The sequence below is a fragment of the Ralstonia sp. 110700041-2 genome (assembly GCF_056280165.1).
The window spans coordinates 164,696-179,379 of record NZ_JBSFAI010000007.1 but is presented as its reverse complement, the minus strand read 5'-3'; the positions used below and the strand labels follow the sequence as shown (position 1 = coordinate 179,379).

Below are 14,684 nucleotides of genomic sequence, written 5' to 3'. Positions count from 1 at the left end.
TAGCCAACGCGTCGCCAAACACTGTCACACTGGCTGCCACACTGTGAGGCCTTTGCGTCGCTTGAAGCAAGCACCAGACCCGTGTTTGCGGCACCGCTCGTACAATGCGCGCATTCTTAGCGCGAACCTGATCGCCCATCTTTATGTCTCTTGCCGAACCCTCCGCGGGGTGGCGCCTTGCGCGCGAGCGTATCCAGCCCAGCGGCCCGGCTGCCGGCTGGCCCGTCGATGTGGTCGAGGCCACCGGCTCCACCAACGCCGATCTGATGGCCGCCGTGCGCGATGCCACGTGGCCTGCCTACACGGCGACGCCCGCCCATGCCGGCAACGCGCCGCTCGTGGGCGCGCGTGTGCTGGCCGCGCAACGCCAGACCGCAGGACGCGGCCGACAGGGCCGCCCGTGGGATGGCGACCACGGTTTGACCTTCTCCATCGCCTGCGCCTTTGCGGGTGAGCCCGCGCAGCTCGGCGGACTGAGCCTCGCTGTGGGCGTGGCCGTGGTTGAGGCCGTGGCTGGGTACGCGGAAGCCCGCGGCGGCAGCGGACAGGCCCTCAGCCTCAAGTGGCCCAACGATGTGCAGATCGCCGGGCGCAAGCTGGCCGGCATCCTGGTCGAGACCGTGCGGACAGCGCCGGGCCGGACCTGGACCGTCATCGGCATCGGCCTGAACCTGGAACGGCCGCACGTGCTGGAAACCACGCTCGGCCGGGGCCTGTCGGGCGTGGAAGAACTGGTGGATGCGCCGGAGGCGAACGCCGTGTTTTCGGCGCTGCTCACATCGCTGGGTGAGCACCTGCAGCGCTTCGGCTTACAGGGCCTGGCGCCGTTCGTTGCGCCGTTTGCGGCCCGCGATGCCTTTGCCGGCGAGCGCGTGCGCCTGTGGCAGGACGGCACCGTGGTGCTCGAAGGCGTGGCGCATGGCATCGACGCACAAGGCCGCCTGGCGATTGAATCGGGCGGACGTGTGCAGTGGATTCACAGCGGCGAGGTCTCCTTGCGCAGCGCAGATGCGGAGCAGCCATGACGCGCCTGAAGGTGTCCGCCGCGCACGCCGCCCCCGCCCGTCCGCTCTTGCTGATCGACGCAGGGAACACGCGCATCAAATGGGCGTGGATTGCCGGCGGTGCCGATGCCGAACCCGCGCTGCCCGAGGAACCCGGCGGCACGCCCTGGCAGCATGCCGGCGCCCGCGCGCATGATCGATTGGCCGAGCTGGTGGAAGACTGGCGCGATTGCCACGCCTCCGGCGTTGCGCCGCCCGAGGTATGGATCAGCGCGGTGGCTGGCCCCGCACTGCGCGATGCGCTCACCGCACGCATCGCCCGCGTGTTCGACGGAGCGCGCGTGAGCATTGCGGCATCGGAAGACACCACCGCCGGCCTGCGCAATGGGTATCGCGACCCAACGCAACTCGGCACCGACCGGTGGATCGGTGCGGTCGGTGCACGCCATCTGTGGCCCGACACCGCCCTGCTGCTCGTGACGGCCGGCACGGCCACCACGCTCGACATCGTCACACCCGATGGCCTGTTTGCCGGCGGCCTGATCCTGCCCGGCCTCACATTGATGATGCGCGCGTTGTCACGCAACACGGCGCAGTTGCCCGAAGTGGACGTCGGCTACCTGAGCGCGGGCGACGTTGTGGCGCCGCCCTGGGCCGACAATACGCAGGACGCCATCGCGCTGGGCTGCGTCATCGCCCAGGCAGGTGCAATTGCACAGACGTGGCAGGCACTGCAGAAGCAATACCCCGGCCCGGCACGCTGCGTGCTGAGCGGCGGGGCGCGCGCCGCACTGGGGCCGCATCTGCGCATGCCGTTCCAGATGCACGATAATCTCGTGCTGCTCGGCCTGCAGGTGCTGGCGCGCGCGCGCCGGGAAGGCGCCGCGACGCTGGCCTAGCCTCAGTCGGCCGGGCTGCAGTTTCCCATCTGACGTCTTATCGTTGTTGCCGCTGTGTTCCTGCATTCCGAGCCCCCGTCCGAATCCACGTCCGTTCGCACCATGACGCTTCGCCTCGCCCTGCTGATCCTGCTGCTCGTCAACGGCGTTCTGCTCGCGGCCAATACCGGCGTGTTCGGACCGGAAGTGTCCAAGGCGTGGTTCGAGAGCGAGCGCGAGCCCGATCGCATGCGCCGCCAGATCCGCACCGAAGAGATCCGTATTCTCGAACCCGCACCCGCTGCTGCACCGGCCGCAGGCGTACCCAAATCGGCGCCGGGGTCGTCGCCCGCTGGTTCCGCACCAGCCGCATCGGGCTCGCAAGCCAACATCGAGCCTGCGGCTCTGACCACCGCTGCCATCGCTGAAAGCGGCGGCAGTTGCACCGAGTTGGGCGGCCTGACCGAAGCCCAAGCCACGCGCGGCATCGATCAGCTCAAGCAACTGGCGGGCGTGCAGGTCGAGCGCATCACGCGCCAGGAAGACAACCGCTGGTGGGTCCACATGCCGGCCCGCGACACACGCGACGACGCCGAGCGCAAGGTGGCCGAACTCAAGCGCCGCAACGTGGCGGATTCAGCCATCGTGCAGGAAGCCAATACGTTTGTGGTGTCGCTGGGTCTGTTTCGCGACAAGGAGCGCGCGCAGCAGCGTCTGGACGAACTGCGAGCCAAGGACGTGCGCACCGCCGTGGTCACGCAAACGCGCCGGCTTGGCTCGCAGACCTCGCTTCGCGTGAGCGCTACCGCCGATGCGGCTTCGGGCGTCGCAGCCCAACTTGCCGCGCTCAAGAAAACCCTGGGCGCAGAAGACCTGCACGCATGCGCGGCAGTCACTGCATCGCGCTAAGCAGTCAGGACGTCGCGCGCACGCGCTTGAGCAGCGCCGTCGTCGAGCGGTCGTGCTCGAACGGAATCGCCAGCGCCGTGCCACCCCAGCTACGCACCACGCGCGTTTCTTCCAGCGCATCGATGTCGTAATCGCCGCCCTTCACGTAGATGTCGGGGCGCACGCGCTGGATGAGTTCGACCGGGGTTCGCTCGGCAAACAACACCACCAGACTCACCGCTTCCAGCGCGGCCAACACGGCCAGGCGATCGTCTTGCGTATTGAGCGGGCGGTCGTCGCCCTTGCCCAGCATCCGCACCGAGGCATCGGTGTTCACGCCCACCACGAGCGACGCGCCCAACGCACGCGCCTGCGCCAGATACGTGGCGTGACCGCGATGCAGGATGTCGAACACCCCGTTGGTGAAGACCAGCGGGCGCGGCAAGGCACGCACGCGGGCTTGCACATCGGCGGAGTCGCAGATCTTCTGCTCAAAGGCGGGCGCGGGCTGGCGAGCGGTCATGGTGGATCCGAAATCGGGGTGGAAAACAAAACGGCCCATCGAATCGATGGGCCGCTTGCTGCCAATGGCAAGGATCAGGCAGCTTGTTCGGCCGAGCCGAGCAGACGTGCGTTCAGTTCCTTGCGGTAGCGGTTCAGGTCTTGCACGGTTTCGAAGGTGCGCTCGAACAGCAGACCCATGTTGTGCAGGATGCGCTCGATGACCTTCTTTTCCCAGCCGGCGTCGAACTTGATCTGCTCGTCAAGCCAGTGCTCCAGCCAATCCGGGTTCGGCAGGCGCGACTGCACGGTGTCTTGCGGGAACAGCGCCTTGTTCACGTGCAGGTTGGTCGGGTGGAGCGGCTTTTCGGTGCGACGCGCCGAGGCCATCAGCACGCCGATCTTGGCGAATGCGCTGCGCGCGCTGTCGCCGAACTGGCCGAGGTATTTCTTCATGTAGCGCAGGTAGGCGCCGCCGTGGCGGGCTTCGTCCTGCGACAGATGCTTGTAGATCGCCTTGATGACCGGCTCGGTGTGCCATTCGGAGGCACGGCGGTACCAGTGGTTCAGACGGATTTCACCGCAGAAGTGGAGCATCAGCGTTTCCAGCGGCGGGGCCGGATCGAATTCAAAGCGCACGTTGTGCAGCTCTTCTTCGGTCGGCACGAGGTCCGGGCGGAAGCGGCGCAGATACTCCATCAGCACCAGCGAATGCTTCTGCTCTTCAAAGAACCACACGCTCATGAACGCCGAAAAATCGGAGTCGTGACGATTGTCACGCAGGAACATCTCGGTGGCCGGTAGGGCTGACCACTCGGTGATGGCATTCATCTTGATGGTCTGCGCTTGCGCGTCGGTCAGCAGCGACGCATCGAACGTGTCCCACGGAATATCCTTTTCCATATTCCAGCGGACCGCTTCCAACGACTTGAACAATTCGGGATAGAGCATGGTAAGCCTTTGAATTTGCAGGCGGATTCTAGCAGACATGCTTGACCAGCCCCCGATTTTCGGGGTTGCCGGAGCAAAGTTCTCGGTCTGCCCGTTTCCTCGTCACAACAGGCCCGCCGCGGCCACGGTTGCAACATGGCCCGGCGACCCCCTCACGCGCGATACAGTCGCGCGTTGTCTCGCGGTACGCCGCGATGTGATCGGCAGCACGCAGGCTGCCGTCTTTTGTATCGGACCGGACTACCACCCGGCGAGTTCTTCAGTATAGGAAGCGCTGCAAGCCGTGCGGCGAGGGATATGCAACGCATAACGCACATTTCACCCGGTGCGACCCCGGGGCGTTATACCCTAAACTGAAGACACACTCCGGTTCGCCGGCTGAGCGTCCGCTTTTGGAGATTCCCCATGTTGTTTCCCGCCACCGTTTCCATGCGTCGCCCGCGCCTGCAATTGCACGCGTCGGGTGTGCTGCGTCGGCACCATCTGCTGATGATCGCCATTGCGATTGCCATTACCGTCATCGCGTTGCTGCTGCCGCGCACGGGGCATGCTGTTACGGCCGGCGTCGCACCGGCTGCACAAACCCCGACCACCACGGGCGCCTGCCCCGCCAACCTGAATTTTCGCGTCAAGCGCCTGCAGGACGATGCGCCGCAAGACCTTTGCCAGTACGCCGGCCGCGTCGTGCTGGTGGTCAACACCGCCAGCTATTGCGGCTACACGCATCAGTACGAAGGGCTCGAAGCGCTGTACGCAAAGTATCGCGACAAGGGGCTGACGGTGCTGGGCTTTCCGTCCAATGACTTTCAGCAGGAACCCGGCAACAGCAAGCAGATCGCCGACTTTTGCTACAACACGTACGGCGTGAAATTCCCGATGTTCTCGAAGACGGCAGTGGTGGGTGCGGGCGCATCGCCGCTGTATGCGTGGCTCGCGACGCAGACGGGCCAGCCGCCCAAGTGGAACTTCCACAAATACCTGCTGGACCGCACCGGCCGCGTGGCGGCAGTGTTCCCCAGCAGTGTCGAGCCGAGCGACCCAGCGCTCATTAAACGCATCGACGCACTGCTGGCTGAACCATCGACCCGCTCGTCCCGCTGATCAGGCTGCGCGCATCGTGTCCGGAATCGCGCCGTACAGGAACGCGGCCAGTTCGTCGCGGCGGGCCTGCACATCGCGCTCGCCCAGGTCGATCAGTTCCTGCGTGAACTCGGGTTCGAAGAGCAGATAGCTCGCAAATGCCGCCCCGCGCGCCTCGGTGCCGCCCAGCGGCTTGAGCAGCGCGCGCACCGTGCCAGGCAGGCGCTGCACGTGGCGCGAGGCAATCAGTTCGATGCGCTCGGACGGCGCCATCACCAGCACTTCGATCTTGCGCCAGCCGTCGCGCGCGTCGGCAATCTCGGGGTTTCGGGCCACCATGGCGTTGACGTGCTGCAGCCGCTCGATATCGGCCGAAAGCCCGTCGAGGAAGATGCTTGCCAGCGCCTGCCCCGCAATCTGCGCAAGCGACGGATACCCGGACGCCGGCACCGTGTCGTACCAGCCCGGCTGCGAGCGGGACGCGGCGCCCACCACCAGAATGCGATTCGCGCCCAGATGAATGGCGGGGCTCAACGGCGACATCTGGCGCATCGTGCCGTCGCCGAACCATTCGTCGTTACCTTCGAGCGGCACCGGCTCTGCCGGGAAGACGAACGGGATGCTCGACGACGCCAGCATGTGCGACACGCCGATCTCGTCCGACACCGCAATCCGCTGCGACCGCCGCCACGGCAGCACGACATGCGGCGATTGATAGAACGTGACGTGGCGCCCGGTAGTGTATGACAGCGCAGTAATGGCCAGCGCGCGCAGCGCTCCAGCGTCGAAGGCGGCCTGCACCTGCTCGCCGTCGTGTTGCGATTCGAGCAGCTCGCGCAGCGGCGTGTTGTCGAACAGGGCGCGCGGCGTGTGGCCAGTCATCCAGCCGAACGCCAGCGCGGTCAGCCAGCGCGCGCCGCTGGAGCCCACGCGGCCGACGTCCGTGCGATAGACACGATCGGCATGCAGGGTGCCCCAGAGCTGGGTGAGCGCCTCGGTGGCAAGCGTGAAATCCTGCGCGCCGCGGGCCAAGCCCAGACTGTTGATCGCACCCGCCGATGTCCCGCAAATGACGTCGAACGGCGTACGTGCCACGCCCGGCGCATACTCGCGCGCCAACCCCGCGATGCCGCGCAGCACTCCGACCTGATAGGCGGCACGCGCACCGCCGCCCATCATCAAGAGTGCAGTGCAGTCTGTCGACATCGATCAGGGGGTGTCGTTGGTGGGCTTGCGCGGCGCAGATTTCGCCGGCGCTTTCTTGGCAGCAGTCTTCTTGGTGGCCGGCTTGGCTGTGCGCCCTGCAGACGCCTTGGCGGCCGGCTTCGGCGTGGCCTTGGCGGCAGCGCGCTTGGGCTTGGCTGGCGCTGTCGGCTCTTCGATGTCTTCCGGCGCCGCATCGAGCCCTTCCGCGCCCGGGGCGCCGCCAAACCCGGGGAAGCCGCCCGGGAAGCCCGGCATCAGGTTCTGCGGCATCGGCATGGCGGCGGCGGCAGAGCTGGCGATCTGGTTGAACTGCTGCTGCAGCATGTTCCACCACGGCGAGGGGTCCAGCGCAGCCGCGGCGGCGCGTGCGGCCGCTTGCGCCTGCGCAGCGGCCTGTGCCTGAGCGTGGGCAGCCTCGGCGCGGGCTTCGGCCTGATCGTCGTCCGTGTCTTCTTCCGCCTCGTCCTCGTCTTCGGGCGGCGGTTCGTCGTCCGGCTTGGCTGTGGCGGCGGTGTGGGGCCAGACAGGTTGGGATTCCTCGCCGGAAGACGACGAAGATGAAGACGACGACGCGCTCGGCGTCAGGCCGTCGAACGCAGACTTCATGGCCTCGGGCGACAGTGCGGAGCCGAACGTCTGCAAGGCCACCAACGTGGCGCGCTGCACCTCCAGGCCCTGAATTGCCGTACGCAGCAGGCTGGCGTTCAGTTGCAGCCAACTCTCCACCGCGCGCAGGTCGTGGATACGCTTGTCGATTTCCTCAAGGTCCATCGGCGGCGCGGCAAAGCTCGCCATGTTGGGCATGCCGCCACCGGCCATCCCGGCAAAGCCGCCGCCCCACAGCTTGCGCAGGAAATCGAAACCGCCTTCGGCAAAATTGGGCATCTGGGTGAACATGGTGTCTCCTACAAATCGGTCTGGGGTCGGACGCGCATGCGTGTTTTCATCTTCAATCAGGCGCCATCAAACGTGGGCGGACGCTTCTGGCGCAGGCTCGCAATGCCCTCGCGCACGTCGGGGCCCGCAAAACCCATGAATTCAAGCGCCAGCGACGTATCAAAACTCGGGCCCGCCATGCGCAACCAGTTGTTCAGCGCGTACTTGGTCCACCGGATGGCCGTCTGCGAACCCGCCGCCAAGCGCTCGGCGACCTCGAATGCGCGGTTGACGAGTTCCGATTCCGGCACGGCCAGCGAAATCAGCCCAATGCGCTCGGCCTCTTCGCCGGTCATGGACTCGCACAGCAGCAGGTAATACTTGGCCTTGGCCATACCACACAACAACGGCCAGACAATGGCCGCATGGTCGCCCGCCGCCACGCCCAGGCGCGTGTGGCCGTCGACGATGCGGGCGTCCTTCGCGGCGATCGAAATATCGGCCAGCAATCCGGCAACGAGCCCTGCCCCCACGGCCGGGCCGTGCATGGCGCTGACAATCGGCTTGTCGCAGTTGATGACGTTGTAGACAAGGTCGCGCGCCTCGTGCCAGACGCGCGTGCGCACGTCAAAGTCATCAGCCATCTGCTCGACGAGGTGCAGATCGCCGCCAGCCGAGAAGCCCTTGCCCTCACCGCGGATGAGCGCGACGCGCACGGAGGGCTCGGCGGACACATCGCGCCAGATTTCCGCCAGTTCGCGGTGCAGGCCGGCATCGGCCGTGGACAGCTTGCGGTTGGCCGACTGCGCCGCGCCCATCACGATTTCGAGGATGGGGCCGTGCTGGATGAGCGTCAGCGCCTGGTAGCGGGCAAAGCGGGGGGCGAGCGAGGTCATGGCGTCCAAGGTAATGGTTCAAGCATAGCGGATGAGATCGCGCGTGCAATGCGGGATGCGCTCCGTCGTCATCGTCACTTTCACTTCGCGGCATCGGCCAGGTGCCATTGGCCACGACGGATCTGCGCCATGACGCGGGCACGCTGGTCCAGGCCAACGTGGTCCTGCGGGCTCATGTTGACCACCCCGGTGCTGGTGGGCAGATCGTGCACCTGCTCCAGTGCGTCGCGCAGCGCCTCGCGAAAGGCCGGCGTGCCCGGCTTGGCCCGCTTGAGTGCCACCGGCACCGCGCGCTGCAGCAGCAAGCCGATGTCGCCCGTGTAGGCGGCGAAGATCGACACGCTGCCACGGCCAAAGGTGGCCTCATAACGGCGCGCAAAATCCAGCGCCTGCCGCTTCGCCGGATTGGTGTCGGGCAATTCGGCGGCGACCATCACGGGGCCGGTCGGCACATAGGCGCCTTCGCAATCCTTGCCGCACAGCCTGACGAAATCGTTGTTGGATACGCCGTGATTGAAGTAGATCTTGCCGGTGTAGCCGCGCTCGGCCAGCGCGCGGGCCGGCAGGGCGGCCGGCGTTCCGGAACCGCCAATCACCACCGCGTCGGGCTTGTTGGCCAGCAGACGCAGCACCTGCGCCGTCACGCTGTTGTCCGTGGGCGAAAAACGCTCGGTATCGGTAATACGGATGTGCTTGAGATCGGCAAAGCGCTGCACCTCCGTCAGGAAGGCCTCGCCCAGTGCATTTGCAAAGCCGATGTAAGCAATGGTCTTCACGCCGTGCGCTGCGGCGTGCTCGGCAATCATCGAGGCCATGTGCGAGTCCGAATGCGGCGTCTTGAAGATCCAGCGCCGCTTGGCATCCATCGGCTCGATCAACCGGGCGGATGAGGCCAGCGAAATCACGGGCGTCTTGCCCTCGGCCGCCGCGTCGATCATCGCCAGCGTATTCGGCGTCGTGGACGAGCCGACGATCACGTCAACGTTCGACTCGCTCATCAGCTTGCGCGTGTTGGTGACCGCGCGCGTGGTGTCCGACGCATCGTCAAGCACGATCACGTCGACCTTTTCGCCGCCAATCTCGCTAGGCCACAGCGTGGTGGCGTTCTTCTCGGGCTGCCCCAGCGAGGCCTGCGGCCCGGTGGCCGACACCGTGACCCCGACGCGGATGTCCGCCAGTGCGGCGGAAGACAGCAAAGCCAGACCAGCCAGTACGCCTGCGTGCCGCCACTTCGGTCGCTGCATTGGGGGTCTCCTCCCGTGGTTTGGCAAAGAGCGTAGCGGTTTTGCGGCGGTTTGGCGATGCGGAGTCGCCCAGGCTGGACAGGTTCAGGCAGCGAGCGCCGTGATGCGGGCGCGCGGCAGCGCATCCTCCACGAACGCGCGCATCGATTCGAGCACAGCCGATTGCGGCATCAACCCGAAGTTGTGCAGCGCCATCACGTGATCGACGCCCATGTCGGACAGCTGCGCGAGCTTCTCGGCCACCGCGTCGGGCGTGCCGAACAACGACAGGCCGCTGGCGAGCACATCGTCGTACGTCTGGCGACGCGCGTAGAGCCGCGTGGCGACATACAGGTCGAATGCGTCGGCGGCCGTTGCACGCACGGCGGCTTCGGTCGGGCCCACATGCGTATGCAGCGCGACGGCCGCCATGCCGCGCGTGTCGGCAATGCCTGCTTCGGCCAGGCCACGGCGGTATTCGTCCATCAACGTGCGGATGTCCTCAAAACTTTCAACCGAGGCATACGGCACGAACAGCATGCGCCGGCCCTGCCGGCCAATGTGATACGCCGCCTCGCGCCGCAGGATTGCCACGTGGATCGGCACGCGAGCCTGCACCGGCAGAACGTTGAGGCGCACGTCGCGCAGCGTGTGGAACTGGCCCGCGTGGTGCACACGCTCACCTGCAAGTAAGCGCTCGACAAGCATCAGCGCTTCGTCAAAGCGCTCGCGCTTGATAGCGGGATCGACGTCGTAGCCTTCGAACTCGTGCTTGAGGTAGCCGGAGCCCACGCCCAGCGACAGCCGCCCGCCGGAAAGCGCATCGACCATCGCGTAGTTCTCGGCCACCGTGGCCGGGTGGTGGAAGGTCAGGATCGAGATGGCCGTGCCCAGTCGCAGCCGCTGTGTCTGCGCGGCCAGATGCGACAGAAAGACTGCCGGGTTGGGGACAGCGCCGTACTCGTGAAAGTGATGCTCGGCCACCCAGAAGGTGTCGTAGCCAAGCGCTTCGGCGTGGCGCGCCTGGGCGATGACGTCTGCGTAGAGTTGCGGCAGACTGCGGGGCCGGTCGGGGTAGTGGTCCTGCACGGAAAAGATCGACAGCTTCATGGCGTCTCCGGGTTCGAGGTCTTTTCCAGCGCGCAGGGCCGCCGCGCCGGTTGTATCTTTTTACGTAACGCGTATCTTATAAAGCGACACCCGAGACTTCAAGATGCCCATCGACGCCCCCCTGCCCCCGGAAACATCGCCCCACGAACTGGCCGCAGAAGACGCCACGCCTGAACGCACCAGCGCCGGCATCCAGTCCGCTGAGATCGCGTTGAGCGTGCTTTCGGCGATGGCGCATGCCGGTGGCGCACACGCCGTCTCCGAACTCGGGCGGCAGTTGGGCATGCCGCGCGCGAAGGTGCACCGTTACCTGGTGTCGCTGGAACGCATGGGGTTTGTCGAGCAGGACCCCGCTTCCGCCCGCTACCGGCTGGGGGCGCAGGCGTTGCAGGTGGGGCTGTCGGCGCTGTCCGACGTGGATTTCGTGCGCGAGGGCAGCAACCTGCTCCCCAAGCTGGCCGAGCGGCTGAACGAAAGCGTGTTTCTGTCGATCTGGACCGCGCGCGGCCCGGTCATCGTGCGCTGGGAAGACAGCGGCAGGCCGGTGGCGGTCAATGTGCGGGTGGGGTCTGTCATGCCGCTGTTGAACTCGGCCACGGGTCAGGCATGCGCGGCATGGATGCCCGAAATCCAGATCGTCTCGCTCATCGACCGTGAATTGCGCGGGCCGGGTGCCGGCAAGGCGGGCCTGACCGACTGGCTGAACTGCCGCGCGCGCTGGCAGGCGGTGCGGCAAGAAGGCGTGGCGCGCATCGGCGGGACATTGGTGCACGGCATCGATTCGGTGGCCGTGCCGGTGCTTGATTCCCAGGGCAAGCTGGCCGGGGCGATCACGGCGCTGGGCTTGTCCAGCGTGTTCGATTCGAGCCTGGAAGGGCCCGCCGCGCGGCTATTGCGCGAGGCCGGGCGGACGCTATCCCTTCGTCTGGGGTATCACGGGCAGGCGCTGATGGCCGGTGCCGCTGCGCCAAAGCGGGGGCGCCGTCCGCGGACGACGCCCGAATCCGCGTAGGGCAAGGCTTACGCCTGCGTGCCCGGCGCGACAACTTCCTGGTCGATCGCCCCGAAAATCGACACGCCGTTGGCGTCGAACATCTCGATCTTCACGGTGTCGCCGTAGCGCATGTATTCGGTGATGGGCGCACCGGATTCGATGGTTTCCAGCATGCGTTTCTCGGCAATGCACGCGTACCCCTTGCTGCGGTCCACGTTGGAAATCGTGCCCGAGCCGACGATGCTGCCCGCACGCACGTTGCGTGTTTTGCAGATGTGCGCGATCAGCTGACCGAAGTCGAACACCATGTCGGTGCCGCACTCGGGCTGGCCGACCTTCTTGTTGTTCCAGCGCACCGTCATCGGCAGATGTACCTTGCGTTCGCGCCAGGCGTCGCCCAATTCATCGGGCGTGACGGCGACGGGCGAGAACGACGTGGCCGGCTTGCTCTGGAAGAAGCCGAAACCCTTGCCCAGCTCCGCCGGAATCAGATTGCGCAGCGACACATCGTTGGCCAGCACGATCAGGCGGATGCCCTCGGCAGCGGCGGCCGGCTCGGTGCCCATCGGCACGTCGCCGGTGATGACAGCCACCTCGGCTTCGAAATCGATGCCGAACGCCTCGCTGCGGCAGACGATGGGATCGTGCGCGCCGGCCAGGTCGTCCGAGCCGCCCTGGTACATCAGCGGGTCGGTCCAGAACTCGGGGGGCATCTCGGCGCCGCGCGCCTTGCGCACCAGTTCAACGTGATTCACATACGCCGAGCCATCCGCCCACTGGTAAGCGCGCGGCAGCGGCGCCATGCAGTTGGCGGCATCGAACGCAAACGGGTGGCGTGCGCGGCCCGCGTTGAGCTGGTCGTACAGATCCTGCAGCTGCGGCGCGTGGAAGGCCCAGTCGTCCAGCGCGCGCTGCAGCGTGCCGGCGATGTGCGTGGCGAAGTGAGCGGTCTTGAGGTCGCGCGAGACCACGGCCAACTGGCCGTCGCGCGAGCCATCCTTGAGGGTGGCGAGTTTCATGTGCGTTGTGTGGAGAAAAGCTGCGCGGATGGTACACCTTGCATCGGCTAAACTGGCCCGAACCGATCCATCGCCCATGACCATGCCACCGCTGCCCGCCGACACCGATCTCGACCTGGAGCCCGATGCCGACGGTGAATTGGATGCGCCCGCGCGCTCGGGCATCCAGTCCATCGAAGTCGGCTTCCGGCTGCTGGAAGTGCTCACGCACACCACCGGCCCGATGATGCTGCGCGACCTCGCGCGTGCCGCGCCCATGAACCCCGCCAAGGCGCACCGTTATCTGGTGAGCTTTGCGCGCCTGGGGCTTGTCACGCAAACGCCCGAAGGCCGTTACGATCTGGGTCCGTTCGCGCTGGAAATGGGGCTGGTGAGCCTGAACCGACAAGACCCGATGCGCCGCGCCCGGCCCGCCGCCGCCGCGCTGCGCGACGAGATCGATCACACTGTCGGCCTGGCCGTCTGGGGCAACCAGGGCCCGGCCATCGTCCACTGGGAAGAAGCCAGCCATCCCGTGACGGTCAGCTTGCGCCTGGGGGATGTGATGCCGATGCTGAACTCGGCCACCGGCCGCGTGTTCGGCGCGTACTTGCCGCGCGCGCAGACGCGCTCGTTCATCCAGCGCGAACTCGATCGCATTGCGGCCCAGGGCGAGTCCGCCGACTCCGAGAACCCGGAGCTACCGCAAACGCTCGAAGCCTACGATGCGATCTGCGCCGACGTGCGCCTGCGTGGCGTCTCGCGCATCCACGGTGGCGTGCTGCCCGGCATCAACGCGATGTCGCTGCCGGTGTTCGACGCCAACGGCCAATTGTGTCTCGTGCTGATCGCGTTGGGCGCACAAAGCACCTTCGACACCACTTGGAGCAGCCCGCTGGAGCGGCGCTTGCGGCTGGCCGCACAACAACTTTCCGCCGATCTTGGATACGTTGCACCCAACGCCCCGCAATGCTGACGAACTGAATACCGACCGCGTGCAACCCCGCAGGCGTCGCTTCTATCGGCTTGGCCGGTTCGGGCTCGTGCTGCTGGCCGTGCTCGTGCTGCACGTCGTTGCGGTCGTGTGGATCACGCGCAGCCGTCAGGTGACGTGGCTGCCGGCCCCCGAGCAGATCATCCCCGCGCTGTTGCTGCATCCCGAGCCCGTGCAGCCGCCCCCGCCCCCGGCTGCGCCCAAGCTGCGCCCGGCTCCGCCCCGTCCGCGTTCTCAGACCCCGCCTGCTCCGGCGCCGACACCCACGTCGCCGGCGCCCGATCTGGCAAGCATGGACCCGTCCAAGTTCACCAGCGCTGGCGCTCAAGCCTCGGGCGATACCGGCGTGGTCAAGGATCTGAGCGGCGAAGGCCCGGGCGGGCCGCCTGCACCGCCGGGCGACGCATTCTCGCTGCCACCATCGACCACGCTGCGGTACGCCACTTACGTCAACGGCGTGCGCAACGAAGATGGCGTGATCCGCTGGGCCACCGATGGCAAAAGTTACACGCTCGCCGTGGAAATTCCGTTGCCGCTCTTCTTCGGCAAACTCGCGTTTCGCAGCGCCGGCACCGTCGGCCCGTATGGTCTAACCCCCGCGCGCTACGAAGAAGAGCGCGGGCGCCGACAACCCGACGTGACGACGTTCCATTACGCGACCGACTCCATACCGGCATCCGGCGCACAGAGCGCACCCACGGTCACTTTCACCCGCTCGCCGGCCGTGCTTCCGTTGCCCGAAGGCACGCAAGACCGCTTCAGCGTCTTCCTGCAACTGACCGGATTGGCCCGTGGCGGCCCCGCGCGCATCGCCAGCCCGGGCCTCACGCTGGAATTCCCGATCGCCGATACCGACAGCGTGGAAGTGGCCCGCGTCCAGCATGTCGGCGAGGAAACCATCGACACGCCGAACGGCACGATTCGTGCGCAACACTTCATACGACTGCCGCGCCGCGCGGATGACAAACGGCGTGTAGAGATCTGGCTGTCCCCCGATCGCGGCTGGCTGCCGGTACGCCTGCGCCAGACCGAGCCCAACGGCATGCAGTTCGATCTGGTCTACCAGTCCCAGGAAGGAGGCTGAC

Annotated in this window: 15 protein-coding genes; 7 read left to right on the top strand and 8 right to left on the bottom strand. The window is 66.6% G+C overall.

Annotation, left to right across the window (positions count from 1 at the left end; translation table 11 throughout):
• Positions 1-143: 143 nt before the first annotated feature.
• From ACUXH0_RS12550 to ACUXH0_RS12540, 3 genes are all read left to right on the top strand, one after another.
• Complete coding sequence (locus ACUXH0_RS12550; RefSeq protein WP_182594065.1) at positions 144-1,025, top strand: biotin--[acetyl-CoA-carboxylase] ligase; 882 nt, start codon at positions 144-146, stop codon at positions 1,023-1,025.
• A complete protein-coding gene (locus tag ACUXH0_RS12545) occupies positions 1,022-1,903 on the top strand; it encodes a type III pantothenate kinase (protein WP_182594066.1) in 882 nt (293 codons plus the stop codon). The genes ACUXH0_RS12550 and ACUXH0_RS12545 overlap by 4 nt, the downstream gene beginning before the upstream one ends.
• Positions 1,904-2,005: 102 nt before the next feature.
• On the top strand, positions 2,006-2,791 hold the full coding sequence (locus ACUXH0_RS12540) for an SPOR domain-containing protein (protein ID WP_009239232.1): 786 nt from the start codon (positions 2,006-2,008) through the stop codon (positions 2,789-2,791).
• A gap of 4 nt (positions 2,792-2,795) precedes the next feature.
• On the opposite strand, the gene rfaE2 is transcribed toward ACUXH0_RS12540, so the two are convergent.
• Entirely contained in the window at positions 2,796-3,293 is a 498-nt protein-coding gene (gene rfaE2, locus ACUXH0_RS12535; RefSeq protein ID WP_009239233.1) for a D-glycero-beta-D-manno-heptose 1-phosphate adenylyltransferase, read from the bottom strand.
• A gap of 74 nt (positions 3,294-3,367) precedes the next feature.
• Positions 3,368-4,222 carry a ferritin gene (locus ACUXH0_RS12530; protein WP_004633768.1) on the bottom strand — a complete coding sequence of 285 codons (855 nt, stop codon included), beginning with the start codon at positions 4,220-4,222 and terminating at the stop codon, positions 3,368-3,370.
• A gap of 405 nt (positions 4,223-4,627) precedes the next feature.
• On the opposite strand from ACUXH0_RS12530, the gene ACUXH0_RS12525 reads away from it, so the two are divergent.
• On the top strand, positions 4,628-5,323 hold the full coding sequence (locus tag ACUXH0_RS12525; RefSeq protein ID WP_137911008.1) for a glutathione peroxidase: 696 nt from the start codon (positions 4,628-4,630) through the stop codon (positions 5,321-5,323).
• Here ACUXH0_RS12525 and ACUXH0_RS12520 read toward each other — a convergent pair whose 3' ends face one another.
• The 5 genes from ACUXH0_RS12520 to ACUXH0_RS12500 form a co-directional block, all read right to left on the bottom strand.
• On the bottom strand, positions 5,324-6,508 hold the full coding sequence (locus ACUXH0_RS12520; RefSeq protein ID WP_009277188.1) for a patatin-like phospholipase family protein: 1,185 nt from the start codon (positions 6,506-6,508) through the stop codon (positions 5,324-5,326).
• A gap of 3 nt (positions 6,509-6,511) precedes the next feature.
• Positions 6,512-7,405, bottom strand: coding sequence for a PhaM family polyhydroxyalkanoate granule multifunctional regulatory protein (locus tag ACUXH0_RS12515; protein ID WP_137911007.1), 894 nt, complete (start codon positions 7,403-7,405; stop codon positions 6,512-6,514).
• Positions 7,406-7,461: 56 nt separating this feature from the next.
• Positions 7,462-8,280 carry an enoyl-CoA hydratase/isomerase family protein gene (locus ACUXH0_RS12510; protein ID WP_137911006.1) on the bottom strand — a complete coding sequence of 273 codons (819 nt, stop codon included), beginning with the start codon at positions 8,278-8,280 and terminating at the stop codon, positions 7,462-7,464.
• A gap of 80 nt (positions 8,281-8,360) precedes the next feature.
• Positions 8,361-9,524 carry an ABC transporter substrate-binding protein gene (locus ACUXH0_RS12505; RefSeq protein ID WP_137911005.1) on the bottom strand — a complete coding sequence of 388 codons (1,164 nt, stop codon included), beginning with the start codon at positions 9,522-9,524 and terminating at the stop codon, positions 8,361-8,363.
• 84 nt (positions 9,525-9,608) lie between these two features.
• On the bottom strand, positions 9,609-10,613 hold the full coding sequence (locus ACUXH0_RS12500; protein WP_137911004.1) for an LLM class flavin-dependent oxidoreductase: 1,005 nt from the start codon (positions 10,611-10,613) through the stop codon (positions 9,609-9,611).
• Between the two features lie 103 nt (positions 10,614-10,716).
• Between ACUXH0_RS12500 and ACUXH0_RS12495 the strand changes: the two genes are divergently transcribed.
• A complete protein-coding gene (locus ACUXH0_RS12495) occupies positions 10,717-11,625 on the top strand; it encodes an IclR family transcriptional regulator (protein WP_137911003.1) in 909 nt (302 codons plus the stop codon).
• Between the two features lie 8 nt (positions 11,626-11,633).
• Here the strand turns inward: ACUXH0_RS12495 and ACUXH0_RS12490 are convergent, their stop codons facing one another.
• Positions 11,634-12,626, bottom strand: coding sequence for a fumarylacetoacetate hydrolase family protein (locus tag ACUXH0_RS12490; protein WP_137911002.1), 993 nt, complete (start codon positions 12,624-12,626; stop codon positions 11,634-11,636).
• 76 nt (positions 12,627-12,702) lie between these two features.
• Here ACUXH0_RS12490 and ACUXH0_RS12485 point away from each other — a divergent pair, with 76 nt between their 5' ends.
• The gene (locus tag ACUXH0_RS12485; RefSeq protein ID WP_009239240.1) at positions 12,703-13,581 is read left to right on the top strand and encodes an IclR family transcriptional regulator; all 879 of its coding nucleotides are present in this window, start codon (positions 12,703-12,705) and stop codon (positions 13,579-13,581) included.
• The gene (locus tag ACUXH0_RS12480; RefSeq protein ID WP_404944691.1) at positions 13,547-14,683 is read left to right on the top strand and encodes a DUF3108 domain-containing protein; all 1,137 of its coding nucleotides are present in this window, start codon (positions 13,547-13,549) and stop codon (positions 14,681-14,683) included. Before ACUXH0_RS12485 ends, ACUXH0_RS12480 begins: the two co-directional genes overlap by 35 nt.
• Position 14,684 lies beyond the last annotated feature (1 nt).